The organism is Spartobacteria bacterium UBA695 (assembly GCA_002298145.1).
Taxonomy (GTDB): domain Bacteria; phylum Verrucomicrobiota; class Verrucomicrobiia; order Chthoniobacterales; family Chthoniobacteraceae; genus UBA695.
Genome location: DBMP01000025.1, coordinates 22106 through 48892, shown reverse-complemented (window position 1 = coordinate 48892; position 26787 = coordinate 22106). Strand labels below are relative to the sequence as shown.

General features: G+C 64.7%; 14 protein-coding genes. 8 read left to right on the top strand and 6 right to left on the bottom strand.

Translation table 11 applies throughout. The features are described from left to right. The first annotated feature begins 42 nt into the window (after positions 1-42). Positions 43-1035 (top strand): FKBP-type peptidyl-prolyl cis-trans isomerase N-terminal domain-containing protein, encoded by a 993-nt coding sequence (locus tag B2828_RS14275; RefSeq protein WP_479634438.1) that lies wholly within the window; start codon positions 43-45, stop codon positions 1033-1035. Here the strand turns inward: B2828_RS14275 and B2828_RS14270 are convergent. The 6 genes from B2828_RS14270 to B2828_RS14245 are packed head-to-tail and all read right to left on the bottom strand — an operon-like array spanning position 1032 to position 16632. Next, positions 1032-8900 carry a tetratricopeptide repeat protein gene (locus B2828_RS14270; RefSeq protein ID WP_479634437.1) on the bottom strand — a complete coding sequence of 2623 codons (7869 nt, stop codon included), beginning with the start codon at positions 8898-8900 and terminating at the stop codon, positions 1032-1034. The two genes, B2828_RS14275 and B2828_RS14270, sit on opposite strands and share 4 nt — an antisense overlap. After that, positions 8897-11452, bottom strand: a complete 2556-nt coding sequence (locus B2828_RS14265) for a VWA domain-containing protein (protein ID WP_479634436.1) — start codon at positions 11450-11452, stop codon at positions 8897-8899. The genes B2828_RS14270 and B2828_RS14265 overlap by 4 nt, the downstream gene beginning before the upstream one ends. Further along, entirely contained in the window at positions 11449-13149 is a 1701-nt protein-coding gene (locus B2828_RS14260) for a VWA domain-containing protein (protein ID WP_479634435.1), read from the bottom strand. Before B2828_RS14260 ends, B2828_RS14265 begins: the two co-directional genes overlap by 4 nt. Then, on the bottom strand, positions 13146-14057 hold the full coding sequence (locus B2828_RS14255) for a DUF58 domain-containing protein (protein WP_479634434.1): 912 nt from the start codon (positions 14055-14057) through the stop codon (positions 13146-13148). Before B2828_RS14255 ends, B2828_RS14260 begins: the two co-directional genes overlap by 4 nt. 34 nt (positions 14058-14091) lie before the next feature. After that, positions 14092-15114 (bottom strand): AAA family ATPase, encoded by a 1023-nt coding sequence (locus B2828_RS14250; RefSeq protein WP_479634433.1) that lies wholly within the window; start codon positions 15112-15114, stop codon positions 14092-14094. Positions 15115-15120: 6 nt separating this feature from the next. Next, a complete protein-coding gene (locus B2828_RS14245; protein WP_479634432.1) occupies positions 15121-16632 on the bottom strand; it encodes a hypothetical protein in 1512 nt (503 codons plus the stop codon). A 127-nt stretch (positions 16633-16759) separates the two neighbouring features. On the opposite strand from B2828_RS14245, the gene B2828_RS14240 reads away from it, so the two are divergent. The 7 genes from B2828_RS14240 to B2828_RS14210 all read left to right on the top strand — a co-directional run bounded on the left by B2828_RS14240 (position 16760) and on the right by B2828_RS14210 (position 26776). Beyond that, on the top strand, positions 16760-17380 hold the full coding sequence (locus B2828_RS14240) for a TetR/AcrR family transcriptional regulator (protein ID WP_479634431.1): 621 nt from the start codon (positions 16760-16762) through the stop codon (positions 17378-17380). A gap of 139 nt (positions 17381-17519) precedes the next feature. Next, a complete protein-coding gene (locus B2828_RS14235; protein WP_479634430.1) occupies positions 17520-18242 on the top strand; it encodes a TetR/AcrR family transcriptional regulator in 723 nt (240 codons plus the stop codon). A 50-nt stretch (positions 18243-18292) separates the two neighbouring features. Then, the gene (locus tag B2828_RS14230) at positions 18293-19441 is read left to right on the top strand and encodes an efflux RND transporter periplasmic adaptor subunit (protein WP_479634429.1); all 1149 of its coding nucleotides are present in this window, start codon (positions 18293-18295) and stop codon (positions 19439-19441) included. Positions 19442-19453: 12 nt separating this feature from the next. Continuing rightward, positions 19454-22630, top strand: a complete 3177-nt coding sequence (locus B2828_RS14225) for an efflux RND transporter permease subunit (RefSeq protein ID WP_479634428.1) — start codon at positions 19454-19456, stop codon at positions 22628-22630. Position 22631: 1 nt separating this feature from the next. Then, the gene (locus B2828_RS14220) at positions 22632-24038 is read left to right on the top strand and encodes an efflux transporter outer membrane subunit (protein ID WP_479634427.1); all 1407 of its coding nucleotides are present in this window, start codon (positions 22632-22634) and stop codon (positions 24036-24038) included. A gap of 99 nt (positions 24039-24137) precedes the next feature. Beyond that, positions 24138-25214, top strand: coding sequence for an HlyD family secretion protein (locus tag B2828_RS14215; RefSeq protein WP_479634426.1), 1077 nt, complete (start codon positions 24138-24140; stop codon positions 25212-25214). After that, positions 25211-26776 carry a DHA2 family efflux MFS transporter permease subunit gene (locus B2828_RS14210; RefSeq protein WP_479634425.1) on the top strand — a complete coding sequence of 522 codons (1566 nt, stop codon included), beginning with the start codon at positions 25211-25213 and terminating at the stop codon, positions 26774-26776. Before B2828_RS14215 ends, B2828_RS14210 begins: the two co-directional genes overlap by 4 nt. Positions 26777-26787: the final 11 nt, after the last annotated feature.

Sequence of the window (26787 nt, the reverse complement as noted above, 5' to 3'; positions counted from 1 at the left end):
GTCCGCGCCAAAACGCGGGCCGGGTTCTTCCCGTTTTACTAGATGAAGCTTAAAACCTGGCTGGTCATGGGCGCGCTGTTGCTGCCCGCCCTCTTCCTTATCTTTCCGGCGGGCAAAGCGGATCGCCCCACGCTCAAGGCCCCCCGGGACCGCGTCAGCTATGCGTTTGGCATGAGCGCCGGGGCCTCGCTGAAGAATGCCTACGGGCCGCTTGACCCCGGGGTGATCGGCCGTGGCATCAAAGATAGCCTCGGTGGCCGCACCTTGCGCCTCGCCCCCGACGAAATCGAAAAAACCCTCCGTGGAGCCGCTCTTGCGAATACCAAAGGTGAGTCGATAAACAACGCCTCGGGCTCATTTTTTGCACGAATTTTTAGCTCCTTCGGCAGCGAGCGCGAAAAACGAAGTTACGCTGCCGGAGCGAACCTCGGCGGCATGTGGCGCTTGCTGAATGCCGACCTCGCGCCAGAGATCGTCGTGCTTGGGATCGAAGATGCGTGGGCGGGCTACACGGCGGTCATGAACGAGGCCGAGGCGCGGGCGGAGACCGAACGCTTTGGCCGCGAGTGGCAGCTACGCCGCGCGGAGGAGCGCCGGAAACAGGGCGAGAAGAACCTGGCAGAGGGGGCCGCCTTTCTGGCCGCGAATCGCCAGCGCAAAGACATCTCAGCCCTGCCCACCGGTTTGCAATACAAAGTGCTCAAGACGGGATCGGGCGCGAGCCCTTCCTTTGATAGCTTTGTGGAGATCAAATATCGCGGTACGAAGCTCGACGGCACTGTTTTTGAAGACACAGCAAAATACCCGAAGCCCGTGATCGCTTCCGTGGCTGGGATTCTTCGCGGTTGGGCCGACGCGCTCCAGGCTATGAAGCCCGGCGACAAGTGGCAAATTTACCTCCCGCCCGATGAGGCCTACGGGTTTGACGGAAATGGCGGCACCGTAGGCCCGAACGAGACGGTCGTCTTTGACTTGGAGCTAGTCAAAGTCGTGCGCTCCGGCAAGGACCAGCCCCCGGCCGATTTGAGCGACTAGTCGTTATTTTCCTGCGCCGGCTGGGCGTTGGTTTCGCCGAGGTAGAGGCAATCCAGGCCCACGTCCTCCCTCACCTCCACGTAGGGCTGGAGGAAGGCGGCGTTGTCGTTGAGCCGCCGCCGGTCTCCCGGGTTTTTGGTGATCGACAGGGTCATGTAGCGGAAAGACCACTTCCCCTTGACGCTCAGCGGCGTGCCTGCAAACTCGTTTTGGATTTGCTTGCCGTCCTTGTCCAGGACCAGCACGCCGACGCGCGGGTACGGCCCCCTGAAGTAGAGCGTCCACGCCGAGAACGTATAGTTCTTGTCCTTCTTCACCGGGATCTTTTCGCCGCGCATCATCAGGCCTCCGTTCGTTGTGTGGTTGATGAAGATTGGGTAGCTGCCGCCGGGGCGGGGGCCGCCCTGCGCGAGGGAGATTACCGCCAGGTTTTCCCAGCCTTTGATCGAAGGCGTCGTCGCGGCTGCAGGGGAGGGGCTGGGCGAAGCGTCGCTGCCCGCAACCGCCGGAGACGGTGACGGCGATGGCGGGGCCGAGGGAGTTGCGGGGGCGTCGAGCTTGAACGTTGGGTTGGTGATCAGGTTTGGCGCATCGACGGCGGCCACCCAAGTACCGGTGTATTCCGTGGGCCGGGCCGACGGTTTCCCTACCGGGTGCAGGACCGCCTGGATCGAGCCCAGCCCGGCGGGGAGCTTGCCCGTCCATTTACCGGAAGCCTTTGCCGCAGGGATGAGCGCCAGCCGGGTGGTAGCATTGGGTAAGACCCGATAAACCAGCTCCAGATCATAGCGGCCATCGAGCTTGGAATCTGGCGTGCCTTCGAACAAGCGGTTGGCGGGGTTGAATTTCAGCGGATTGATCGAGCGCGTTTCCCAGAGCACCACGGTCTTGCCTCCTTCCTCGCCCGCCGGGCAGGCCAGCGCGAACGGATGGAGGGCGGTTTCAACTGCGGGCGTGGGGCTGGCCGAAGGGGTTGGCGACGGCGACGGAGTGGGCGTCGTGCCAGGCGATGCCGCGGGCGTTGCCGTTCCCGATACGGAGGGAGACGCCGAGGGTGAAGGCGTGGGCGATGCCGAGGGTGAAGGCGTACGCGTGGGCTTCTTTTCCTCCGGCGGCAGATCGGTTTGCGTGAGGGAAATTCCATGGAGTCGCACGGTTCCCGAGCCTTCGAAATACGGCTGCATGTAGACCGCCTTGTCCGGGAAGCGCTGCTTATTGTTGCCCCCCCTGGAGGAGATGGCCTGCGAGGAATAGGCCCAGCGGTCGCGGACGTTACCGGTGTACATTCCGTGGTTGCCCACCTGCTTGCCATCCTGGTCGAGGTAGGCTACTCCGCAGTTGACGAAGCCGTTCTGGAACTGGATCCAGAAGCTGTAGAGGTATTCCTTCTCCTTTTCGATGGGGATCTTATCGCAGGTCATCCGGGTCTGGCTGTTTTGCGGAAAGAGCAACTCCACCTGAGTGCCGCCCGGGTGGGGCCCTCCCGGCGAGATGCTGCCCGAGGGCACCCGGGACCAGCCTTTGAGGACGGTCGGCGTGCTATTGGTGCCGCTGGCCATGGTGCCGAGACCATCGAAGGCGGGGTTGGCGATCAGGTTCGAGCCCGTGAGCACGGGGATCCACTGGCCAGTGTAGGCGGGCGCGGGGGCGGCCCCTTTTTTCGCGGCGGGCGCGTGTAGCACGGCCTGGATGCTCACGAGCCCTGGCGGAAGCGCGCCGCTCCAGGTGCCGCGAGCCTTGGCCTTGGGAATCACCGCCAGGCGCGTCACCTCGTTGGGCGGCGTCAGCGCCAGCAGCTCCAGATCCCAGCGGCCGTCCAGCTTGGGGATGTCGCGGCAGCGGAAGCTGGTGCGGGTATTGCCCTCGGATTCCGGGGTGCCCTTGCGGAATTCCCAGGCCAGCACCGACTTGCCATTCTGCTCGCCCGCCGGGCAGACGATGGCCTGCGGAAACTCCACCTCGCCCTTGCTGAGCGCCATATCTGCCTCGGTTTCCGCGATTTGCTGCCGGTAGGACGAGTTGCCTTGCGCCTGCGCGTTGGACTTCGCGTAGGCGAGCACCTGATCGAATTCAGCCGTCATGCCGACCTTGATCATCGAACGCAGAGCGACAAAGATCTCGTCTCCGTTTGCAAAGCCGTTCATCCCGTTGCCGGAGCTTTGCATCAGGCCGATCCAATCCTTCGCGGCCTTGCGCGCGGCCTCGACGTCGTTGAACTCCACCGCGCGGTTGAAAATCTGCATGTCGATGCTGAAGAGCTGCCAGGCCGGGTTGCCCTGATAGGTTTCGACGATCTTCTTGGCGGCGAAAAGCAAATCCAGCGAAAGGTGCCGGGCCTCGGGCCAGCGAACCAGCTCGCTGCTCATCACGCGCAGCAGCGTCTCGTTGTTGAGCGCGGGGTTGCCCACCCTCGAATCCGCGAGCTCCTTTGGCAGGTCCTGGAGCAGCTTGGGATCGTGCTGGCGGGCGCGGATGATGAAGGCCAGCCATTTCATCGGTTCATCCTGCGCGGCCTTGGCCTCCGCCTTTGCCCGCAGCACATCGAGACTGCCGAGCTTTTCCGCCACGTCGAGCGGGGCGAGGCCGGGGAAGGAGACGTTGCCGTTCGAATCGGATGACATCGAGCTCATCCACGACGAGCCGGAGGAGAAGTTGTTCATCCCCAGCAGCGCCGCCTTGGGCTTGGCGGAGGGGAAATAGAGAAGCTCGACTTGGCTGAGCGCCTCTTCCTTGCGCCCGAGCTCGGCCAGGCCCTTGGTGAGCGAGCCCCGGAGCTCCAGGCTCTGGAAGGGGGAGGCTTCGTCGCTCAGCTCGATCCCCTTGCTCCAGACCTTCACGGCCAGCTCGAGGTTGTTTTCGCTGTCGCGCAGCCGCTGGCCCAGGCGGTTGCAGATCCACTCGGTCTGCCGGTTGCCGGAGTTGTAGTTGGGCCCCGCGGCGATCGGCTGCGCGGGCTGGTTTAAGACCACCTCGGCCAGTTCCGGCAGCGCGTGGCCGTTTTCGTAAAGGGTGATGACGTCGAAGCGATTGTCAAAGAGGCAGCCGGGGTCTTTCTTCAGAATTTCGCGGCAGAGATTGAGGCCCTCCTCGCGCTGGTCGCGGTTGTTCATGGCCTGCACCAGCTTCCATTGTAGCGTGAGGTCATCCGGGCGCAGCGCGACGACCTTGCGGTACCACTCCGGTGCTTTCTTCGAGTCCTTGCGGGCCCAGGCTTCCGCCAGGAGCAGGCAGACGCGGGCGGAGTCGGGCGTGGTGGCGGCCTGTTTCTCCAGGTCGGCGATGTAGGTGTCGAGCGCCTTGAACTGGTTGAGTACGTCGAGGGAAATGTAGCGGTAATAGTCGCCGCTGGTCTGTGGTGCGAGCGGATCGATGGCCAGCAGCGTCTTGGCCAGCGCGACGGCCTCGGCCTCCTTTTTCTCCTGGCGGTAGCTTTGGAGGAGGTCCGTTTTCTGCCGCATGTCGTTGGGCTGATTGCTTCCGCGGGCGATCTGCTTTTCCAGTTCATCGGCTTTTTCCGTAAGGCCGAGGCGTTTCAGGTCGGGCAGCAGCGCCTGGAGTTCCTCGCGCGGTGGCCGCAGCGTCACCAAGCGCAGAGCGGCCTTGCGCGCCACTTCGTCGTTCTTCGCCTTCTGCGCGCACGAGAGCATGATCTGCTGCGCGCGCTTGTAGACGTCCCGCTGCTGGGAGCCGACTTGGTCGAGCAGCGCGAAGGCTTCCGGCGTCTTCTGAATCTCCACGGCCATTCCGGCGGCCAGGAGCCGCAGCTCATCGTCCGGGGTGGAGGCCAGGAGGGCCTGGAGATCGTTGAACGCGGCTTCCTTCTTATCGTCGAACCACTCCAGGTAGACGCGCGCCAGGGTGGGGTAGATTTTCAGCTCAGCGGGTACCTCCAGCTTCGCCAGGCTCTCTAGGTAAAGGTCTAGCCCATTGAGCGGTTTGATGAGCTGGTAGGCCTGCCGCAGCGTGCTGATGCGCTGGTCGTCCATGTAGCGGTTGGGGTAGGGGACCTGCGGCAGATTCCCGTTGCGGTAATAGCTGCGGTAACCGTTGAAGCCGAAGAACATCGTCTGCGCGGTGTTGGCCCCTCCGGCCTGCGCGGGCAGGGAATCGCGGAAGGTCTCCGCCAACAGCCGCACGCCGTTTTTTAAGTCATTCTTTTTCAGATACGCCTGGGCAAGGGAGGACCTGAGGTAGCCGTAGTTGGTTCCTCTGTTTTTCTTGGAGAGTTCCATCAGCTTCGGCAGGTATTTTTCCGCCGCCTCGATATTCCCGCTTTCCGTGGCCAGGGAAAAGGCGACCTGGACCTGCATTGGGTCGCTCAGATCGATGTTCGTCTGCACGTCGTCGGCGATTTTCTTTGCCTCGTCCTTCTGCCCAGAGCTATTCAGTGCAGAATATCGCATCACCTTGGATAGGAACGCCATTTTCGGGTCGGAACCGGCAAGCCGCTCGGCGAATTTCTGCGTCAGCTCGGACGCCTTGAGTGCATCCGGCGAGGGGCCACCCTGCGGGCCCGTCATGAAGCGCGGCAGCGTCTCGAAGCAGAGCTGGTCGAGCTCCTTGCCGCCAGCGGGCGAGTCGGCCTGGGCCAGGATCTCGCGCCAAAGGAGGTCGCGGGCCTGCACCAGGCTGTAGCAGACGAAGCGTTCCATTCGGTCGACGTTTTGCGCGGCCAGGTCCTTTTCCAGCTCGGCGATGAATGCGTCCGGATTTTGTTCCCGCACGGCGATGGCCGCCAGGTAAACGAGTGCCTTGTCCCGGGTCTCCTCGAACGTGGGGCCGCTGGACGGCGCGGCATTATTCATGGAGCCCATGGGGCCGTAACGGTAGGAGCGACGGTATCTGTACTGGTGGCTGTTCTGGCTGTTGACGAGCTCGGCGAAGGATTGCTGGGCCAAGCTCGCGGCGTAGATGCGCTTGTTGGCGTTGCTGGGACTGCCGCCGAGGAACCCCATGGGGCCCACGAAGCCGGGCTGCGGCGACGCGGAAGCCGGGGCGGGCGTGGCGGCGGCCCGGGCGGGCTGGGGCATCCGGCGCAGGTCCCAGAGCGTCCGCTTGGCCTCCTCGGAACTGCCCATCGCGATCTGGAGCTCCGCAAGCGTCATGCGGCCGCTGTAGTCGGCGGGCCGCTGGCGCAGCGCATTGGCGAGCGTGGTGAAAAGCTTGGCCGCCCCGGGCTGTTTCTGCACCCGCGCGAGCGCCAGGCGCCACGGGGCCGGGTCCTTGAGCACCTCGGCCTCGTGGTCCGCGAGCACGCCCACGGCTCCCTCGGCGTCGTTGTTGTTGGCCAGCGCCTCGGCGAGCGCGGCGAAGTTGGCCGTCGTCGGCTCCACCTCCGCCAGCGCCTTGTGATAGCGGGCCTGCTCGGCAGTGTTGTTCTCCTGCTCGGCCAGGCGCAGGAGCTGCTTGAGGAGCGCCGGGTCCTTGGGCCGCGAGGCGAGGGACTTGGCCAGCTCCTCGCGCGCCTGCCCGTAATCCTGCATCTGCTGGAAAATCTCCGAGAGATAAAGCGCATAGCGCCAGCCGCCCTCCTCGCTCCGCTGGCGTTCGCGGAAGCGGTTGATGAGGACGTCGATTTTGCCTTGGGCGAAGTAGTATTCACTCACCTGGCGTAAGATTGCCATTTTTGCCGAGGCATCTTCTTCCGCCTCAAACGCCTCCTCGGCGGTCTGCTGAGCCTTGGCTGCCTCGCCCGCCTGGCTATAGGCCTGGGCAAGCCGGAGCCGGATTTGGTTGGGCTTTTCGCTCAGCTTGACGGAGTCGCGCAGCTTGGCGATGCCCTCCTCGGGCGCTCCCGAAGCGAAAGCGAGATCGGCGGCGAAAAGGTGCGCATCGGCGTTGGCGGGTGAGAAGGCGATCCACTCCCGGGCCACTTCGCGGGCCTGATCCCACTTCTGCACTTCCTGATAGGCGCGACCCATTTCCAGGAGGAAATCGCCGGTCTGCTTTGGCTCCAGCTTGATGAGGCGGCGCAGCGCGGCCACGCGCTCATCGAGGTTGCCCGCGCGCTTGGCGCATTCGGATTCCAGCCGGGCGAGCGCGAAGGATTCGGGGAAGCGCTTTTTGCCCTCCTCGATCGCCTGGCGCGCCGAGGGGAGGTCGTCGGCCTGCAACGCGATGCGCGCTAGGAGGCGCAGCTCGGCCTCGGTCGCCGTAGGGAGCTTCTCCGTAAGGGCCTTGCGCGCTGCGTCAAGCGTTTCGCCTGCTTTCAGCGCCTGGAGGTATTGCTGCTCGGTCTGTTCGTACATCGCCGGGGCGGCCGCCAGCATCGGCTCGTAAAGGGCCGCGGCGGCGCTCCATTCCTTGCGCTCGGAGAGGATACGCCATTGCAGCGCGAGCAGCGAGTAATCGGCCGGAGCGAGCGCCACGCCTTTTTTCACCGACTCCAGCGCGGCATCGAGCTTGCCGTATTTCAACTGGATCGAGGCGAGCCGTTGGTAGTTTGCCGCATTGGCGCGCGCCCCCTCAACGAGCCCTTCGAGGCACTTCCACGCCTCGTCGTCGCGGTGCAGTTCGAAAAGGAAGCCCGCCCGGCGTTCCCGCAGATCGCCCGCCTCGGGGGCAAGCGTGCAGGCGCGTTCCATTTGCTCGAGCGCCTCGTCGTTTAGGCCACTGTCGCGCAGGATATCGGCCAGGCGGCTGACCTGGCTCGCGTCCTTGGTCTCCGGCGGAGCGATTTTCTTCCATGCCTCAATCGCCGCTTTTTGATGCGCCTCCTCGTGCCCCTTTTTGAAAAGCGCCCACTCTGCCGCGCCGAGCAGCTCCCAGTAGCTCAGCTCCTCGGGATGTGCCTGCGCAAGGCCCGCCAAAATCTGCCGCGCCTCGTCGGCCTGGTCGGTATCGCGCAGCAGCCGCGCCAGCTCCACTTGCAGCTCGTTGCGGTCGGGGGCCCACTGGCCCGCCTTGCGCAGCCAAGTTACCGCGTCGGCCTTGCGGTTGAGCTCCACCAGCGCCCCGCTCAGGCGCGTCGCGGCCTCCACGTCCTTGTCGTGATCGGCGAGCCATTTTTCATAATAGCCCACCAGCCCCGGGAGATCATCCTGGCGGCGGTAGACCTCCTCAATGCGCGAACGCACGTCGCGGTGAATCCAGCTCGTTTCGCTGGCCTGCGCGAGCGCCCCCTCGTAGATGGCCAGCGCCTCCTTGGTCTTGCCCTGGCGTTCCTCCACCTGGGCGAGGCGGATCGTCGCGCTGACTTTCCGGAACGGATCGGTTCCGGCGAGATCGCGCAGTTTCGTAAACGTCGCGCGGGCATCGTCATACTTCTCGGCGTCGAGCTGGGCCTCGGCCACTTCTTCGATCACGAACGGGTCGTTGGGGAACTCCGCCGCCATTTTTTGCCACGTGGCGAGCGCCCCGGCGTTATCGAGACTGCGCTGCTGGGCGCGAGCCAACTCGCGGTAGAGCGGTGCGCGTTCGGCTGCGGGCGGATTGGCCGCGAGAGCTTTGGTGAAAGCTTCGATGGCCGCTGCGAGCTTCCCTTCCGTCGCTTCAAGGCCGCCCAGCGAGCGCCACACGCGGTAATTATCCGGCATGAGCTTCGCCGCTTCCGTAAAGGCCGCCCGGGCGTCGGCGGTTTTTCCCTGCCGCTCGGAGAGCATTCCCAGTAGGATTTGGTAAGTTGCCGCTTTCGTGGGCAAGCCCGTGACCATGGCTTCCATTTTCCAGCGCTGGGCCAGCTTTTCCAGCCCTTCGTTTTCAAAGTAATACTGGTAAACCTTGTCAAAGGCGGTCCCCTTTTCAGGCGACTTGACGAGGATTTGTTCATAGCGCTCCACCACGGCCGGAACGAGGGTCTCGGCATAAGCGCCGCCGGAAATCAGGAGGGCCGCGACGGAAACGTGCAGAATTTTGGATGGGTTCATGGGTGAGGAAAAAGTGACTTGGGTGGGCGGGAAAGCGCCTCGTCGTCAGGCCAGCGTTTGGCGGCGACGTCGGCGAGGAAAAGGATGAGGGCCAGCAGCGCCAGCCACGGCCAAAGCTCACGCTCGACGGGGGCGGTGCGGTCGTTGGGGAGCGTGGAGGGGTTGTACGCACCGCCGGTCTCTTTCGCGATGGCGCGCAGCTTCGCCTCGTCGAGCGGGCGGAGCAGGAATTCATCGGGATAGCCCGCGCTGATGGAGGCGTATTGCTGGTCGAAGGTCTGGTCGCCGTTCTTCAGCGTCACCTGGGCGTGCCACGCGCCGTGCTTGGCGGGCCAGCGCGCGGTGAAGCGCCCGGGGCCCGCTGCTTGGAGCGGAAGCTTGGAGGCGCGGTTGTCGGGGCCGAGCAGCGTCAGCTCGCCTGCCAGGTCGCTTGCGTAGTTGCCCCGCTCGTCCAGGCAATCGACCGTGAAGACGAAATCATCCCCCTCGCGCGCCAGTTGCGAGGGCTGGTGCTTGAGCGCGGCGGTGCGCATCAGTTTGCGGCACGTTTGCGCCCAGAATTTCCCGTAGCCCTCCCATTTGAGCCAGTCGACGGCCCAGCGATTGCGGGCGTCGGAAGTGAACGCCCCGGATTGGCCCAACCCGCAGCGCCACGTGGCCAGGAGCGGCTCCTGCTTTTCCGTGACGAGCCAGAGCTCCGCCGTCGGCTTCGTCTTGGTGTTCACGTAGCCGAGCAGGAAAGGCGCGCCGGAGAAATCGAGGCCGCCCAGGAAATCAGCGGGCGCCACCTGCACCGGCAGAAACGGCATGTCGCGAATGGCCGACTTCGCCGCCGTCATCGTCTCCTTGGTGAAAATCTGCGGAATGCTGCCCGGGTTGTCGGTGAAATAAAAGCGCCCGTTGCCCCATTCGGAGATTTTCTTGAGCAAGTCCTGGTCCGTATCGCCGCCGACGCCCACGGTACTCAGTGTGATGCGCTGCTGGGCCATCTGCGTGGCCAGTTCGTAGAATGGCCCGGGCGTGGAAACGCCATCGGTGAGAAGGATGACGTGCTTGAGCTTGGCCGACGAAGTCTGGAGCCGCGAGAGCGCCATCTCCATGGCCGGGGCCATTGCCGTGCCGCCGCCCGCCTCAATGCTGGCGATCTTTTGCTGCACGCCCGATTTGTCCGAGGCGGATTGCAGGTCGGCTACCCAGAAGCTCTCGTGGTCGAACGCGATGACTCCCACGTAATCCTTCGGCCCGAGCAGCTCCACGGCGGCCTTGGCGGCGTCCTTTGCCATCTCGACTTTCTCGCCGCTCATGCTACCGCTGCGGTCGATGACCAGCATGAGCGCCAGCGACGGGTTCTCCTGCTCTTTCTCAAAGTCGCACCGGACGGGGAGGACATCCTCGACAGGCGTGCGGTAATAGCCGCCGAGGCCGAAAGAAAGCTCGCCGCCGAGCATGAGGAGGCCGCCGCCGAAGTCCCTCACATAGCTGGCATAGAGCCCCATCTGTTCCCGGGTGAACTCCGTGGCGGGTACATTATCCAGAATGAGCAGATCATAATTCTGGAGATCGCCCATGTCGGCGGGCGCTCCCTTGGCCGGGCGTACATCCAGGAGAATGCCCTCTTGTTGCAGCGCGCGGGCGAGGTAGCGCGCCTGGTCGGGCTTGTCGGCTAGGAGCAGCGCCTTGGTTTTGCCCGATGAACGCACAAAGGCCGAGGCGCGGTTGTTGTCGGCGATGGTGTCCTCTTTCGCCTTCACCGCCACGGTGAACTCGTCGGTTTTCTCGCCGCTGACGCTCTGCGTCATCTTGAAACGGTTGACGCCGCGTTTGAGCCGGACCTCGCGGCTGGCCACGCGCGGGCCATTGCGAAAGACCTCCAGCGTGGCGTCGCTCTCGCGGTTGCTGACGACTTCCGCAGCGACTTCGAAGGGCTCGTTTTCATTCGCCTGATGGGGCGCGGTGACGGCTCGCACCAGCACCTCGGGGCGGTCGGGCGGCTCGACGGGCACCGTGCAGACGCGCACGCCCGAGGCCTTCAGCTTCGGCAGCACGCGCAGGACGTCGCCGTGCGTCTCCTGGCCGTCGGTGAAGAGGACGGCTGTTTTCGCAAAGCCGGGCGGGAAGGAGGCGTCGGCGAAGGCGAGCGCGGCGGCGAGGTCGGTGCGGTCATCGGCCACTTTGGGGAGCGCTTCCCCAAACGCTGCGGGGGTTCCCTGGACCTCCACGGGGTTTCCAGCGAACGCGATGAAGCGCTCGTCCCGGTAGGTCTTTTGTTTCCCGGCCTCGGCGGCGAAGGCCAGTGCGCGATCGCGGGCGGCGCTGCCCACCGAGCGGCTGGCGTCCACGAGCCAGATGACCGCCTGTTCCCGCCGCTGCCCGATCCAGCGCGGCTCGGTGAGCGCCAGGATGAGCAGGATAAAAATAAGCCCGCGCAGCACGAGCGCGAGTGTGCGCCGCCGGGGCGAGAGCGGGGCGGCGGAGCGGCGATGCCAGTAAAAAAGGAGGCCCAAGCCGAGCAGCCCCGCCAGCGGCCAGTAATGGAGGCATTCGATGCTCATTCGGTGATCCTCCGGTGAAAGAGCGCCCACTCCAGCGGCAGCCAGAGCGCCCCGGCCACCAACGCCCACCACCAGACCGGCAGCGAGCTTGCGCCCCCGAGCCAGCCCGAACGCGCCGGAGCTTCCGAGGGACCGGACGCGGGCGCTCCGGTGCCCGGTGCCCGTTTAAGCTGCGTGGCCACGGAGCCGGGCAGGGGAGGGGCTTTTTCGGTTTCCTCCGGTTGCAGCGACTGGACCAAATTGGCCAGCAGCACGGGGAAGGCCGTGCGGTAAACGAAGTCCGAATCCTCCAGCCCGAACGCCTGCACGAGCCAGCGCGGGGCCCCCGCCTTCCACTGGCCGAAAAGCAGCGGCTTTTCCGCGTGCCCGCCGCTTTCGCCCGCGAGGTATTGCGCGAAAAGCGTCGCGCCGGGGGCCGGGGTGTAGCCGGAGACTTTGTCGAGCCGCACGTTGTCGAGCGAAACGAAGCGCAGGATCGGCTCATCGCGCAGCGTTTCGCTCACCAGCGCCGAATCCAGCGGCCCGTCGTATTTTCCCCAGGGCCCATCGGCCTGCGGATTAATGACAAGCATCGCCGAAGGCTGGAAACCCTCCGGCGGCACGCAGCCATAGAAAAGATAAAGCCGCGAGGGATCGGGCGCGGCGGGCAGCGCGGTCAGGGGCCAGGTGCGGTGGGTCTCCACCAGTGGCAATGCCTCCAGCGCGGCGTCGAGAAAGGCGTGCGGCGGCGCGACGACTTCCACCGGCACGGGATGCAGCGCGGGCAGGCTCGCCTGGGCCACGTTGTCGGCGGCAAGGTCGTCGCGCTTCATTTCCGTGAGCCGGGCTTCGAAGCGAACGGCCCCCGTGGCCGAGCCCTCCCAGGTTTTTCGCCACGGCTTGCCCGGTTCCAGCTTGAGCTTCTGGACGTCGATGAGCGCCCCGTCGGCGCGCACCTCCAGCTCCGCCTCGACGGGAGCCGAGGCCGCCACGCGCCCGATCACCTGGTATTCCCCCGGTGCGGCCAGCGAGCGCCGGGCCGTGAAAAGCGTGATCCCGGCATTCACCGGCTCCTTCGCGCCGACCCACTGGAAATGCACCTCCTTGAGCGCCTCCGGGGCGGGCTCGGGTTCCCAAACGCCGTCGCTGACGAGCAGGATCTCGGAATTCTTGCGCTGTGCCGCCAGGTGGTGGGCCAGCGCGAGCGCCCCGCGCATGTCGCTGACGGTCCCGCCCGGTGCGGCGGTTTTCAGGGCCCGTTCCAGCGCCGGTTTGCTGCGGGTCCACGGGCAGAGCACGCGGGGCGCTTCCCCGGCGGCTACGAGAATCGCCTCGTCGAAAAGCCGCAGGTGGGCCACGCGGCGGCGCACCGTTTGCAACGCCGCCTCCCAGCGGCTTGGCGCGGCATCGGCGGCCGTCATTGTTACCGACGTATCGAGAACCAGGATCACCGCCGCCGGTTTGGCCGTTTGCCACGCGGCGAGCGGCTGGGCGATGGCCAGGACGAGCAGCAGCAGAAAAAGCAACTGGAGCGCCAGCGAAACCCAGCGCCGCAGCTTGCGCCAGAGCGAATGGTTGTAGACCTGCGGCGTGAGGTGCTCCCAGAAAAGCAGTGTGCTCACCGGCTTGCGCTGGAGCCGGGTGCGGATCAAGTAGAGCGCAATGACCGGCAGCGCCAGCGCCCCAAGCCCCCACGCGAGCGGCCACAGGAAGTTCATTTGACGAACCCTCCTTGCAACAGCGATTGCATGAGCAGATCGGGCGCGGCCACGCGCGTATTGGTCTGGATCAACGCGACTTGGTGCCTGCGGCAATAGCTCCGGATGCTCTCCTGGTAAGCCTCCACGCGCTCCCGGTATTCAGCGCGCGTCCGGTGGTCCACGATCACCTTGCGCGGCGCGCCGGTCTCCTCGTCCACGACCTCATATTCGCCGCGCTCCCCGGCGTCGGTTTCGGTGGGGTCGATCACCTGGATGACCGCCAGCTCATGGCGCGCATAGCGGAGGCGGTCAAGCGCGTGCAGCGCATCCTCCAAGTCGGCCCCCCAGAGGTCGCTGACCCAGATGACCATGCCTCGCCGGGGCTGGCTGGCGATCCACCTGCGCGCGGCCTCCTCCAGCCGCCGCGGCTCGGGTCGGCGCGCCGCCACGGGGCACTGGGCCAGGTAGCGCAGCAGTTGCAGAAAACGGTGCTTGCCCCGCGAGGGTCGCCACGGCTCGTAGCGTTCCGCCCCCAGCGGCATGACGGCGGCGCGGTCGAGATTGGCCAGCGTAATATAGGCCAGGCCCGCCACGATCCGCCGGGCCTGGTCGAACTTCGCGGGCTCGCCCCAGTCCATCGAAGCCGAGCAGTCGAGCAGCAGATGCACGTGCAGGTCTTCCTCCTCCACAAAAAGCTTCAGCACGAGCTGCCGCCAGCGCGCAAAGGCATTCCAGTCGATGTGCCGCCAGTCATCGCCGCTGATGAACGGGCGGTACTCGGCGAACTCGATGCTGGAGCCAAAGCGCGAACTGCGCCGCTCGGCGCGCATCTTGCCGCTGACGATGCGCCGGGCGAGCAGGCTGAGCGATTCGAGCTGCGCCAGGAACGCGGCATCGAAGAGTTGGTCCGGGTTGGTTTCGATCACGGAGGAGGGGGAGCCGTTCGGGGTTGCGTTCCGGTTAGCGGTTCCACTCCGCCCGCTGCGTTTCCACCACGCGGCCCAGCAGGGTGTCGGCGTCGAGCCCGTCGGCCTGGGCCTCGAAATTGAGCATCACGCGGTGGCGCAGGATCGGCAGCGCGCCCGCGAGGATGTCCTCGTGCGAAACGTTGAACTGCCCGTTGAGCACGGCGCGGATTTTCGCCGCCACAATGAGCGCCTGGCCCGCGCGGGGGCTCGCGCCGTAACGGACGTACTTCTTCACCTCCGCCGAAGCGTACTGCGTCTCCGGGTGGGTCGCCATGACGAGCCTCACCACGCTCTTGCGCAGGCTGGGGGCCACCGGGACATCCCGCGCAAAGGCCCCCATTTCCACCAGGTCTTTGCCATCGAAAACCGGGCTCACCGTCGGCTGCTCCCGGCGCGTTGTGGAGTCCAGGATGCGGTCGAACTCCTCCTCGGCCGGGTAGGAGACCTTCAGCTTGAAAAAGAACCGGTCCAACTGCGCCTCGGGCAGCGGGTAAGTCCCCTCCATCTCCAGCGGGTTCTGCGTTGCGAGAACGAAGAAAGGGGCCTCAAGGTGCCGGGTTTCGCCCGCCACAGTCACGCTCTTTTCCTGCATCGCCTCCAGCAGGGCCGATTGCGTTTTCGGCGTGGCGCGGTTGATTTCGTCGCCGAGCAGCAGGTTGCAGAAAATCGGCCCCGGGGAAAAATCGAAGCGCGAATGCCCGTGGCCGTCCTCGACGAAAATGCGCGTACCGATCAAGTCGGCAGGCATCAAGTCGGGCGTGAACTGGATGCGCTGGAAATTAAGCCGCAGCGCCCCGGCCAGCGAGCGCACGAGCAGCGTCTTGCCCAGGCCCGGAACGCCTTCCAACAGGATGTGCCCGCCCGCGATCATGGCGGTCAGCGCGTGTTCGATGATCTCATCCTGGCCGATGATGACCTTCTGCACCTCGCACTTCAGCTGCGCGAAGCGGTCGCGGAAAAGCGCCAGGTTTTGTTCGATGGATTGGCTGGGGGAACTGGGGAGGGACTCGCTCATGAGGGGTTATTTTTCGGTTTTGGGCCGGATCGTTTCGAAATACGTCTTGATGACCTGCCGATGGGCAGCGGGAATTGCTTCGTCGGCGATGGCCTGTTGGGAAAGGGTTTGGTATTGCTCGAAATTGACACCCCGGGTGGCGCGGGCGGCCTCGGCTTGGCCGGAGGCGCTCTTGAGCGTGGTCGTCTCGGATTCTCCCTCCGTGGCGGTGTTATTCATCGACTCCCGCTGGCGTTCGCTCGCGAGGTTCGTCTCCGCGCCGAAGCGGTTCAGGTTGGTCTCCGAGCCCGCCCCCTTGCCCTGCTGGTTTGTTTTGGCGAACGAGAGGCGCGGGACGAGGCACATCCCCTGGCCGTCGCACGGTTTATTGCCCGGGTTCTTGCAGAAACTGAGCTGCGCCATCTGGGTCGCAAGGCGTTTGCGGGCCTCGTTGCGCTGGCATTGCTGGCCGAAGGATTGTTTGAGCCCGTTGAGCCCCTGGGACATCTTCTGAGCATCGGACTGCTTCGCCCCCTGGCTGAATTGGCTCAGCGCCTGGCTCGTCTGCTGTTGCTGGCCCTGCTGGCCGAGTTGCTCGGAGAGTTTCTGCGCCGCGTTGCCCGCCTCCTGCGCCCCCTGCGGCGGCTGGGCTCCCGCCTGCCCGAGCTTCTCCGCCGCTTGCGCGGCCTGGTCCGCCGCCTTGCCGAAATCCTTTTTGCGCAACGCCGCCGCCAGCGCGCTCATCCCCTCCATGGGGGAGAGGGCATCGGCCAGCGCGGCGGCCCGGGGATCGAGCGACTGGGCTTCGAGCTTCGCCTTTTCCGCCGCCACGATCTCCTCCAGCCGGTTGAGATCCGCGAACCGCTGCTTTTCATTGCTCCCCGGAGCCATGAGGCGCTCCCGCAACGGCGCGGTCTCCTCCATCAGCTTTTTGAGGCCCTCGTCCTTCGCCTTGGCCTCCTCCCAGTCTTTGAAAACCGTTTCCAGCGCGACCGTCCGGGCGTCCTTCGGGACGGGGCGGGAGAGCGAGGCCTGTCGGGCGGCCACCTCGGCGTGGTAAAAAAAGCCCAGCAGCGCCACGCAAGCGGCCAAGCTCAGCGTCGAGGCCCCGGTCCACTTCGGCCAGGGCACCGGCCACACCTGGGCCCAGTCGAGGGCCTGGAGGCGGGCAAGCGTTTGGCGGTGAAGGAGGGCCCGCCAGGCGTCTTCGCCCGTCAGTTCGCCCGAGGAAAGCGCCAGATCGGGAAGCCCCAGGCGGCGGTCGAGCCCCCGGTGCAGCGTTTCGTGCTTCGGGCGTCGGCACCACCCGGCGAGTGCGGCGGCCAAGAGCGCGAGTGCGGCTCCGGCCATTACAAAGGGGAACGGGGCGATCCAGGAGCGCCGGAAGGCCAGCAACAGGAGCCAAAAGAGCCCGCCCACGGCCAAAATCGTCAGCGTAAGAGACACGCCTCCCTTGACCCGTTCCAGCTTCCATCGCGATGCAGCCTGGCGGGTGATGCGCAAGAATTCCTCTGAGGACTGACTGCCTTGAGCGTCCATTCGGCGGCCCAGCGTACCCGCCCTTCGCGGCAAGGCAATCTCCGAATTGCTTGTGCATTGAATCAAACGACTCACAAAGTATAGCCGGTAGTTGACTGATTGTCAGTCGACCGCCATATTTCCCCCTATGGCGCGCATCAGCAAAGCCCCCGGAGAACGTCGACTCGAATTGATCGAGACGGCGGAGCGCCTCTTTTTCCGCCGGGGCTTCGACGAAACGACCGTCAGCGACATCGTCCGCGAGCTCAACGTCGCCCAGGGGACCTTTTACTGCTATTTCAAGAGCAAGGACGACGTCCTGGCCGCCGTCATCCATCGGAGCATTTCCCAGGGCGTTGAGAAGCTCCGAACCGCCATCGCACAGCCTGCCCGGAACGCCGGAGAGCGCCTTTCGCGCCTCGTCTCCGGGATGCTCTCGGAGTATTCCGGCCACAGCAAGCTGGCCTTGTACATGCAGAAGGAGAATAACGCGGGCATTCACCAGAAATCGGTCATCGAAGTCGTCTCCCGCGTCACGCCGCTCTTCGAGGAAGTCATCCGGGACGGCACCCATTCCGGCGACTTCTCAGTGGAGCATCCCGCCGAAATGGCCGCGCTGCTGGTGGGCATCCTGGTCCACCTGCTCCATAACCCGGGCCTCATCGACGAGCCGCCCCGGCGCGAACGGATGTGCGCCACCATGGAGCAGATTCTCCGGGCATCGCTCCATGGCAGCAAAGGGGACCAGGGCATCCAACTCCAATGGTGAGCCCGGGCGGATCTCTTTTTAGTTTAAAAATGACTGATAGTCAGTCATTTGAACCGTTTTCGGAATTTGCGAGTATTTTTCCTCGGGGAAAACCTTGACACTCGTGGGCGGTATTCATACGTTCGTTTGAAACAAACGTATGGCCCCTGATCCAGCGCAAACTCCGACCCATCCCTTTCAGCCGATCGGCATTCCCTCGCCCTGCACGGAAACCCGAACCGCCATCCTTGATGCCGCCGAAGCGCTTTTTGGCGAAAACGGCGTCGACGGCACCTCCGTACGCGACATCGCGCGGCTGGCCAAGGCCAACCTGGGGGCCATCAACTACTACTTTGGCTCCAAGGACCGCCTGGCCATCGAAGTCTTCGTCCGGGCCCTGGAGCCCGCCAACCTGCGCCGCCTGGCCTGGCTCGACCGCCTGGAAAAAGAAGCCGACGGCAAGCCGCTCCCCATCGAGACCATCATGGAGGTCTTAATCCGGCCCATGCTGGAGCGCGGGGCCGAGGAGATCCACAAATCCGACGCCCTCCATCAGCTGATGTCCCGCTGCTTTCACGAGTCGAACCCGGAAGTCAAAGCCTTCGTCAAAGAGCGCTTCGCCAACGTCTGCCAGCGCTTTGACACCGCCATCCACCGGGCCCTGCCCGACCTTACCCCGGACGAACTTTTCTGGCGCACCCACTTCATCATCGGCGCCATGCACCACGCCATCGGGGCCTGGCTGCGGTTCGACTTCCTGCCGCTCCCGGCCCTGTCCAACAACGAAAAACCCCGTCGCATTGAGACCGAAGAACTCGTCCGAGAGCTCATCGTCTGCGCCACGGCCGCCTTCCGCGCCCCTTCCACTACAACTTCCAAATAATAAACCGCAGGCCGCCCCCCCCACTGCCGGCTCATCCTACAGCACAGCTCATGCAACTCATAAACCAGACTCCCACTACCTTCATGAAATGGAGCACGGCTCTCGTGGCGCTCTATTGCGGATTATCCCTGGCGGCCTGCAAACGCGAAACCCAAGCCCCACCCACGATGACCGCCGAAGTGGCCACCGTGAGCGTCGCGCGCCGGAGCATTCTTCTGACGACCGAACTCCCCGGGCGCACCTCCCCCTTCCGCATCGCCGAGATCCGCCCGCAGATCAACGGCCTCATCCAGAAGCGCCTCTTCACCGAGGGCAGCGACGTCAAGGAAGGCCAGCAGCTCTACCAAATTGATCCGGCCCCCTTCCAGTCCGCCTACGACGCCGTCAAAGCCACCATCCCCGCGCTCCGCTCCAAAATGGAGCGCTACACCAAGGCGATGGCCGAAAAAGCCGTGAGCCAGCAGGATTACGACGACTCCGACGCCGCCTACAAACAGGCCCTGGCCTCCCTGGAAACCGCCCGCATCAACCTCGCCTACGCCAGCGTCGTTTCGCCCATCTCCGGGCGCATCGGCACCTCGTCAGTCACCGACGGTGCCATCGTGACGGCCTACCAGACGACCCCGCTGGCCACCATCCAGCAGCTCGACCCCATTTACGTCGACATCCCCCAGGCCACCGCCGACATGCTGCGCCTGCAACGTCACCTCAAAGAAGGCGGCCTTCACCAGGATAACGACGTCAACAAAGTCCAGATCATCCTGGAAGACGGCACCAAGTACCCGCTGGAGGGCACCCTGCAATTCCGTGACGTCACCGTCGACCCGACCACCGCCTCGGTCATCCTGCGCGTCGTCGTGCCGAACCCCAACGGCGTGCTTCTGCCCGGCATGTTCGTGCGTTCCGTCGTCAAAGAGGGCGTCAACTCCAAGGCCATCCTGATCCCACAGCAGACCGTCGTGCGCGACACCAAGGGCAACCCGTATGTCTTGATCGTCAACAGCTCGAACATCGTCGAGCAGCGCCCCGTCGTGCTCGATCGCGCCATGGGCAGCAACTGGCTCGTCTCCTCGGGCTTGGAGGAAGGCGACCAGCTGATCGCCGAAGGCGGCTTGAAAACGCGCCCCGGTGCCACCGTCAAAGCCGTCCCCTTCGAGGATAAAAAAGCCGCGGCCCAGCCTGCCCCCGGCGCCAAGTAAAGAAAGGACCCCATGCTTTCGAAATTCTTTTTACAACGCCCGGTATTTGCCTGGGTCATCGCCATCATCCTGATGGTCGGCGGCGGCCTCTCCATCTACCTGCTGCCCATCTCGCAGTACCCGCCCATCGCGCCGCCCCAGATCGCCATCACGGCCAACTACACCGGCGCCTCCGCCGAGACAGTGGAAAACAGCGTCACGCAGATCATCGAGCAGAAGATGACCGGCTTTGACAAGCTCCTCTACATGTCGTGCACCAGCGACTCCTCCGGCCAGGCCCGTCTGGAGCTGAACTTCGCCCCCGGCACCGATGTCGACCTGGCCCAGGCCGAAGTGCAGAATAAGCTGCAACTCGCCATGGCCAGCCTGCCCGAGACCGTGCAGAGCCAGGGTGTCTCCGTCAAAAAGAGCACGCGCAACTACCTCTTGGTGCTCGGCCTGGTCTCCGCCGACGGCAGCATGGACGGCAACGACCTGCGCGACTACGCCGCCTCCAACCTGGAAAAAGTCCTCTCGCGCGTCAAAGGCGTCGGCGAAGTGGAAATCTTCGGTGCCCAGTACGCCATGCGCGTCTGGCTCAACCCGAACAAACTCACCGACTATAAGATGACCGTCCAGGACGTCATCACGGCCCTGCAATCCTATAACGTCGAAATATCCGCCGGGCAGTTCGGCGGCGCTCCCGCCGTCGGTGGCCAGCGGCTCAACGCCTCCATCATCGTCCAGAGCATGCTCAAGACGCCCGAGGAATTCGGTGCGATCCCGATTCGTACCAACGCCGACGGTTCCGTCGTGCGAGTGCGCGACGTAGGCCGCACCGAACTCGGCTCGGAGAGCTACACCGTAGAGAACTTCTGCGACGGCAAGCCCGCCGCCGCCCTCGCCATCCGGCAGGCCGCCGGGGCCAACGCCCTGGATACCGCCAACGCCGTCCGCGCCAAGATGCAGGAGATGAGCGCCTACTTCCCCACGGGGATGAAGATCGTCTATCCCTACGACACCACGCCCTTCATCCGGGTGGCCATCGGCGAAGTCGTCAAGACCCTCTTTGAAGCCGTCGTCCTAGTCTTCCTGGTCATGTACCTCTTCATGGGCAACATGCGCGCCACGTTGATCCCCACGATCGCCGTGCCCGTCGTGCTCCTGGGAACCTTTGCCATATTGGGTGCGATGGGGTATTCCATCAACATGCTCACCATGTTCGCCATGGTGCTGGCCATCGGCTTGCTCGTGGACGACGCCATCGTGGTCGTGGAAAACGTGGAACGCATCATGAGCGAGGAGGGGCTCTCCCCCATGGAGGCCACGCGCAAGTCCATGGGCGAAATCACCAGCGCCCTAATCGGCATCGGCCTTGTGCTATCGGCCGTATTCGGGCCCATGGCCTTCTTCCCCGGCTCCACGGGCATCATCTACCGGCAGTTCTCCGTCACCATCGTCGCCTCGATGATGCTCTCGGTCGTCGTCGCCTTGGTATTAACGCCGGTGCTCTGCGCCACCTTCCTCAAACCCGTGGAAAAAGGGCACGAAGCGGCTGAGGGGGGCGTCTGGTTTCTGCGCCCATTCTTCCGCTGGTTCGACGCCATGTTCTTCAAGGGCCGCGACGGCTACATGCGCGTCGTGGGGCAGGTGCTCACGCACAAGGGCCGCTACATCATGGTGTTCATCCTGATCGTCGCGGGCATGTGCTACCTCTTCCAAAAAATGCCCACGGCCTACCTGCCTGACGAAGACCAGGGGATGCTGATGGTGCAGGCCATGCTCCCGGCCAACTCCACCCTGGAGCAAACCAAGGAAGTCATGAAACAGGTTAATGATTACTTCCTGACCAAAGAAAAAGACGCCGTGGAATCGTGCATGACGGTCTCGGGCGTCAGCTTCTCCGGCAACGGCCAGAACGCGGGCTTGGCCTTCATCAAATTGAAAGACTGGGATCTGCGCAAAGCGGAAAACCTGAAAGCCGCCCCCGTCGCGGGACGCGCCATGATGGCCTTCTCGCAGATCCGCAACGCCCGGGTATTCGCCTTCGCACCGCCCGCCGTGACGGAACTCGGTATGGCCGGAGGCTTTGACTTCGAGCTGATCGACCGCGCTGGCCTGGGCCATGAGGCGCTCATGAGCGCCCGTAACCAGCTCTTCGGCATGGCGATGCAGGACCCCGGCCTCACCAAAATCCGCCCCAACGGCCTTGAGGATACGCCGGAATACCATGTCGATGTGGATTGGGATAAAGCGGGCGCCCTGGGCGTGCCGATCAACACCATCCACAACACCGTTTCAGCCGCCTTCGGCAGCTACTACGTCAACGACTTCATCCAGGCCGGGCGCGTCAAGAAAGTCTACGTCCAGGCCGATAAGGATTACCGCATGTTGCCGTCCGATCTGGAGCGCTTTTACGTCCGCAACGACAAGGGCAAAATGGTTCCATACTCCTCCATCGGCTCGGGGCACTGGGCGAGCGGTTCACCCAAGCTGGAGCGCTTCAACGGGTTCCCCTCGGTCAACATCATCGGCGAGCCCGCGCCAGGCAGAAGCTCCGGCGATGCCATGCACTCCATGGAGGAATTTGTCAAAAAACTTCCCAAAGGCATCGGCTATGACTGGAACGGCCTTTCCTACCAGGAACGCCAGGCCGGTTCGCAAACCGGGCCCCTCTACGCCTTCTCCGTCCTGGTCATCTTCCTCTGCCTCGCGGCCCTGTATGAAAGCTGGCCCATCCCGATCTCGATCCTCATGGCGCTGCCGCTGGGCGCCATCGGCGGTATCATCGCCACTTCCTTGCGGGGCTACTCCAACGGCGTTTACTTCCAGATCGGCCTCTTAACGACCCTGGGCCTGACCACCAAGAACGCCATCTTGATCGTCCAATTCGCCAAAGCGCGCGTCGAAGAGGAGGGGATGGACCTGCTCCAAGCCACCCTCGAAGGTGCCAAGCTGCGTTTCCGCCCGATCGTGATGACCTCGCTAGCCTTCGGCTTCGGCGTCCTGCCCATGGCGATCGCCAACGGCGCGGGCGCGGGGGCCCAGAAAGCCATCGGCACCGCAGTCATCGGCGGCGTGATCACCTCCACCCTGCTGGTCACCATCTTCGCCCCGCTCTTTTACGTGTTGATCCAAAAAACCTTTGGTAGAAAAAACCGGCTTTCCGTGCGGAAAGAACCCGAGTTGACCGCGAAAGCCAATTCCTAAAATGAAAAGAACCATCCCTTTCCTGGCGGCGGCCGTCGTCGTCGCCACCGCCGCCGGTTGCACGATGATCCCCAGCTACCACCGGCCCAAGGCCCCCGTGCCCGAAGCCTGGCCCACCGGCCCCGCGTACCCCAAAGCGCAGGCCGCCGCCACCGACGTCTCCAAGCTCAAGTGGCAGGATTTCTTCACCGACAAGAACCTTAAAGAAATCATCGGCACCGCGCTGGCGAACAACCGCGACCTGCGCATCGCCGCGCTCAACGTCAAGGAAGCGCGCGCCAACTACCAACTCCAGCGCGCCGAGCTGCTCCCCGTCATCGACGCCACCGCCGGGGTCGGCCGCCAGTCGTACTCCTCGCGGAACTCCTCCACAGGGGCCCGCTACACCTACAGCACCTACAGCAGTGGGCTGAACCTCGCTTCGTGGGAGCTCGACTTCTTTGGCCGCCTGCGCAGCCTCAAAGGCAAAGCGCTGGAGAGCTACCTCGCCAGCGAGGAAGGCCGCCGTGGCGCGCAAGTAACGCTCATCGCCTCCATCGCCAACGCCTACCTGACGCTGGCCGCGGACCGCGAGAACCTCAAGCTCGCGCAGACCACCGTTGAGGCCCAGCAGCATTCCTACGAACTGGTCAAGAAACGCTACGACCTCGGCCTCGCCCAGGAGCTGGACCTCTACCAGGCCCAGACCCCCGTTGACACCGCGCGGCGCGAAGTCTTCGCCTACACCCAGCAGGTCGCGCAGGACGAGAACGCCCTGGCCCTGCTCGTGGGCGCGCCGGTGCCCGCCCGGCTGCTTCCGTCCAACCTGGACGGCGTCAGCCAGCCCAAGGAAATCGCTTCCGGCATCCGCTCCGAAGTTCTCCTGACCCGGCCCGACGTCCTGCAAGCCGAGCACCAGCTCAAAGCCGCCAACGCCAACATCGGCGCGGCCCGCGCGGCCTTCTTTCCCAGCATCAACCTGACCAGCGCGCTGGGCCTCGCCAGCGGCGACCTCGCCGGGCTCTTCAAAGCTGGCGGAGACGTCTGGAGCTTCGGCCCGCAAGCCAGCATCCCGATCTTCGACGCCCGCACCCTGCCCGCCTTGCGCATCACCCAGGCCGACCGGGAAATCACCGTCGCGCAGTACGAAAAAGCCATCCAGAGCGCATTTAAAGAAGTGGCCGACGCGCTTGCCGTGCGCGGCACCATGGGCCAGCAGGTTAAGGAACAGCAGTCGCTCGTCAACGCGCTTTCCGCCACCTACCGCCTCTCGAACTCCCGCTACCAGCAGGGCATCGACGACTTCCTCAACGTCCTGGACGCCCAGCGCTCCCTCTTCGCCGGGCAGCAAGTGCTCGTCACCCTGCGGCTCGCCAAGTTGACCAACCAGGTTAAGCTCTACTCCGTACTGGGTGGCGGCGCCGAGTAGCGGCGGCCATCGATCATCGGGCGGGCACCCGGAATCCGATGGTATTAGAGATTCTATTTTGCTATCTTTTTTTCGCACTGGAAAAACATGCAATCACCCATGAGTCCCGAACCGACGGCTCCCGAGCCGCCCCCCTCAGGCGAAAAGGAAATCGCGCGCCCATCCAAACCCTTCAAGCGCCTGTTGGCCCTCGGCCTGGTGATCCTCGCCGCCGCCGCGGGCGCGCTGTATTACGAGGTAGCCGTCGCCCCCTACGAATCCACCGACAACGCCTCCATCGAGGGCCACGTCACCCCCGTCGCGCCGCAGATCCCGGGGCGCGTCATCCGCTTGGCAGTGGAGGACAACCAGGAAGTCAAGCGGGGCGAGACCCTGCTGGAGATTGACCCCAGCGACTACCAAGTCAAAGCCGCGCAAGCCCAGGCCGGGCTCGCCGCCGCCAAGAGCCGCCTGGAGCAGGCCCGCGCCCAGCTATCCGTCGAAGAAGCCCAGCAGGAACAAGCCCGCTCGGGCCTGACCGCCGTGGAAGCCGAGGCGAGCCGCGCCCAGGCCGAGCTGAAGCGCTACCAGTCCGTTGAAAGCCGCGCCGTCTCCCGTAGCCAGGTCGACGTCGCCGAGACCCAGGCGCGCTCCGCCGCCGCGCAAGTCGACGTCGCCCGGGCCAAAGTCCTCGGAGCCGAGGCGCAGGTAGGCCTGGGCCGGGCGGGAGTCCAGACCGCCACCGCCGACATCGCCCAGGCCGAAGCCGCGCTGCGCCAGGCCGAGCTAAACCTCTCCTACACCAAGATCGTCGCCCCGGACGACGGCCGCGTCACCCGGCGCTCCGTCGAGCCCGGAGCCTACGTCCAGCCGGGCCAGGCCCTCCTGGCCATCGTGCCGCACCGCCTCTGGGTCGTGGCCAACTACAAGGAAACCCAGCTCGAACACATGCGCCCCGGCCAGCCCGTCACGATCCGCATCGACGCCTACCCGGGCCAGAAATTCACCGGCAAAGTCGAGAGCATCCAGTCCGGCGCGGGCGCCCGCTTCAGCCTCTTCCCGCCCGAGAACGCCACCGGCAATTTCATCAAAGTCGTCCAGCGGGTCCCGGTGAAGATCGTCTTTGACACCGCGCCCGATCCCGCCCTGGCGCTCGGCCCCGGCATGTCAGTCGAGCCTGCCGTCCGGGTGAAATGAGCACCGCCGTCGCCGCCCAGCCCCACAAAGTGATCAACCCCTGGTGGGTCGCCGCGGCGGTCATCGTGCCGACCTTCATGGAAGTGCTCGACACGACCATCATGTCCGTCTCGCTGCCGAACATCGCAGGCAACCTCTCCGCCTCCAACAGCGAGGCCACCTGGGTACAGACCAGCTACCTTATTTCCAACGCCGTCGTGCTCCCCGCCTGCGCCTGGTTTTCGTCGTTCTTCGGGCGCAAGCGCTTTTTGCTCGCTTGCATCCTGCTCTTTACCGTCGCCAGCGTCGTCTGCGGCATGGCCCCGAGCCTCGCCGTCCTCCTCCTGGCCCGCGTCGTGCAGGGGGCGGGCGGCGGCGCCTTGCAGCCGATCTCCCAGGCCGTGCTGCTAGAGAGCTTCCCGCCCGAGAAGCACGGCGTCGCCATGGCCGCCTACGGCCTGGGCGTCATCATCGCCCCCGTCGTCGGCCCCGTGCTGGGCGGCTGGGTCACCGACCACTATTCCTGGCGCTGGCTCTTTTACATGAACCTCCCCATCGGCGCCCTGGCGTGGTGGATGGTCCGGCGCTTCGTCTTCGACCCCGACTACATCCGCGACGCCCGCCCGGGCCGCATCGACGCCTCCGGGTTCTTCTTCCTCATCGTCTGGCTCGGCACCCTGCAAGTCATCCTCGACAAAGGCCAGGACGCCGACTGGTTCAACGCCGGGTGGATTCGCTGGTTCGCCCTGATCTCCGGCCTCTCGTGCGTGGCCTTCGTCTTCCGCGAGCTGACCAGCGCCGCGCCGCTGGCCGACCTGCGCGTGTTTAAGAACCGCAACTTCGCCGTCGGCACCGTGCTCGTGAGCATCTCGGCCATCCTCATGTACGGCCCGCTCACGCTCCTGCCCCTCTTTTTACAAAGCCTCATGGGCTACAGCTCCTTCCAGTGCGGCATCGCGCAGATCCCGCGCGGCCTGGGCCTGCTCGCCTTCATGCCGCTGGTGGGCATCATGGTCAACGGCTTTGACAACCGCAAAATGATCGGCGGCGGCTTCTTCATACTGGGCATCTCCACCCTCGCCCTCTCCTGGCTCAACCTCGATCTCACCCAGCGCGACCTTTTCCTGCCGAACTTCATCCAGGGCGCGGGCCTCGCCTTCTGCATGGTCCCGCTGATGACCGTCTCCCTCGGCATGCTTAAAAAAGAGCAGATGGGCAACGCCACCGGCATCTTTGCCCTGGCGCGCAACCTCTTTGGCTCGATCGGCATCGCCATGGTCACCTCCATGGTCACGCGCGGCGCGCAGATCCACCAGGCCGCCATGGTCGAGCACGTCACGCCCTACAACCCCCTTTACCAGAGCGCCGTCCAGACCGCCCACGGCCTCCTCGGCTCGCAGGTCGGCGCGGTAAAAGCCCAGGCCATGGCCGACGGCCTCATTTACCAATCCATGCTCCAGCAATCCGCCATGATGGCCTACCTCGACGACTTCCGGATGCTCGCCTTTCTCTCCATCCTCGCCGTCCCGCTGGCCTTCCTCCTGAAACGCGTAACGGTCAAAGGCACCGTGGCCGTTCATTAGCACCTTTTCCC

Bases quoted from the DNA above. Each gene is read 5' to 3' on its own strand.
- B2828_RS14275 (WP_479634438.1), top strand. From the start codon at position 43: ATGAAGCTTAAAACCTGGCTGGTCATGGGCGCGCTGTTGCTGCCCGCC.
- B2828_RS14270 (WP_479634437.1), bottom strand. From the start codon at position 8,900: ATGAACCCATCCAAAATTCTGCACGTTTCCGTCGCGGCCCTCCTGATT.
- B2828_RS14265 (WP_479634436.1), bottom strand. From the start codon at position 11,452: ATGAGCATCGAATGCCTCCATTACTGGCCGCTGGCGGGGCTGCTCGGC.
- B2828_RS14260 (WP_479634435.1), bottom strand. From the start codon at position 13,149: ATGAACTTCCTGTGGCCGCTCGCGTGGGGGCTTGGGGCGCTGGCGCTG.
- B2828_RS14250 (WP_479634433.1), bottom strand. From the start codon at position 15,114: ATGAGCGAGTCCCTCCCCAGTTCCCCCAGCCAATCCATCGAACAAAAC.
- B2828_RS14245 (WP_479634432.1), bottom strand. From the start codon at position 16,632: ATGGACGCTCAAGGCAGTCAGTCCTCAGAGGAATTCTTGCGCATCACC.
- B2828_RS14240 (WP_479634431.1), top strand. From the start codon at position 16,760: ATGGCGCGCATCAGCAAAGCCCCCGGAGAACGTCGACTCGAATTGATC.
- B2828_RS14235 (WP_479634430.1), top strand. From the start codon at position 17,520: ATGGCCCCTGATCCAGCGCAAACTCCGACCCATCCCTTTCAGCCGATC.
- B2828_RS14230 (WP_479634429.1), top strand. From the start codon at position 18,293: ATGCAACTCATAAACCAGACTCCCACTACCTTCATGAAATGGAGCACG.
- B2828_RS14225 (WP_479634428.1), top strand. From the start codon at position 19,454: ATGCTTTCGAAATTCTTTTTACAACGCCCGGTATTTGCCTGGGTCATC.
- B2828_RS14220 (WP_479634427.1), top strand. From the start codon at position 22,632: ATGAAAAGAACCATCCCTTTCCTGGCGGCGGCCGTCGTCGTCGCCACC.
- B2828_RS14215 (WP_479634426.1), top strand. From the start codon at position 24,138: ATGAGTCCCGAACCGACGGCTCCCGAGCCGCCCCCCTCAGGCGAAAAG.
- B2828_RS14210 (WP_479634425.1), top strand. From the start codon at position 25,211: ATGAGCACCGCCGTCGCCGCCCAGCCCCACAAAGTGATCAACCCCTGG.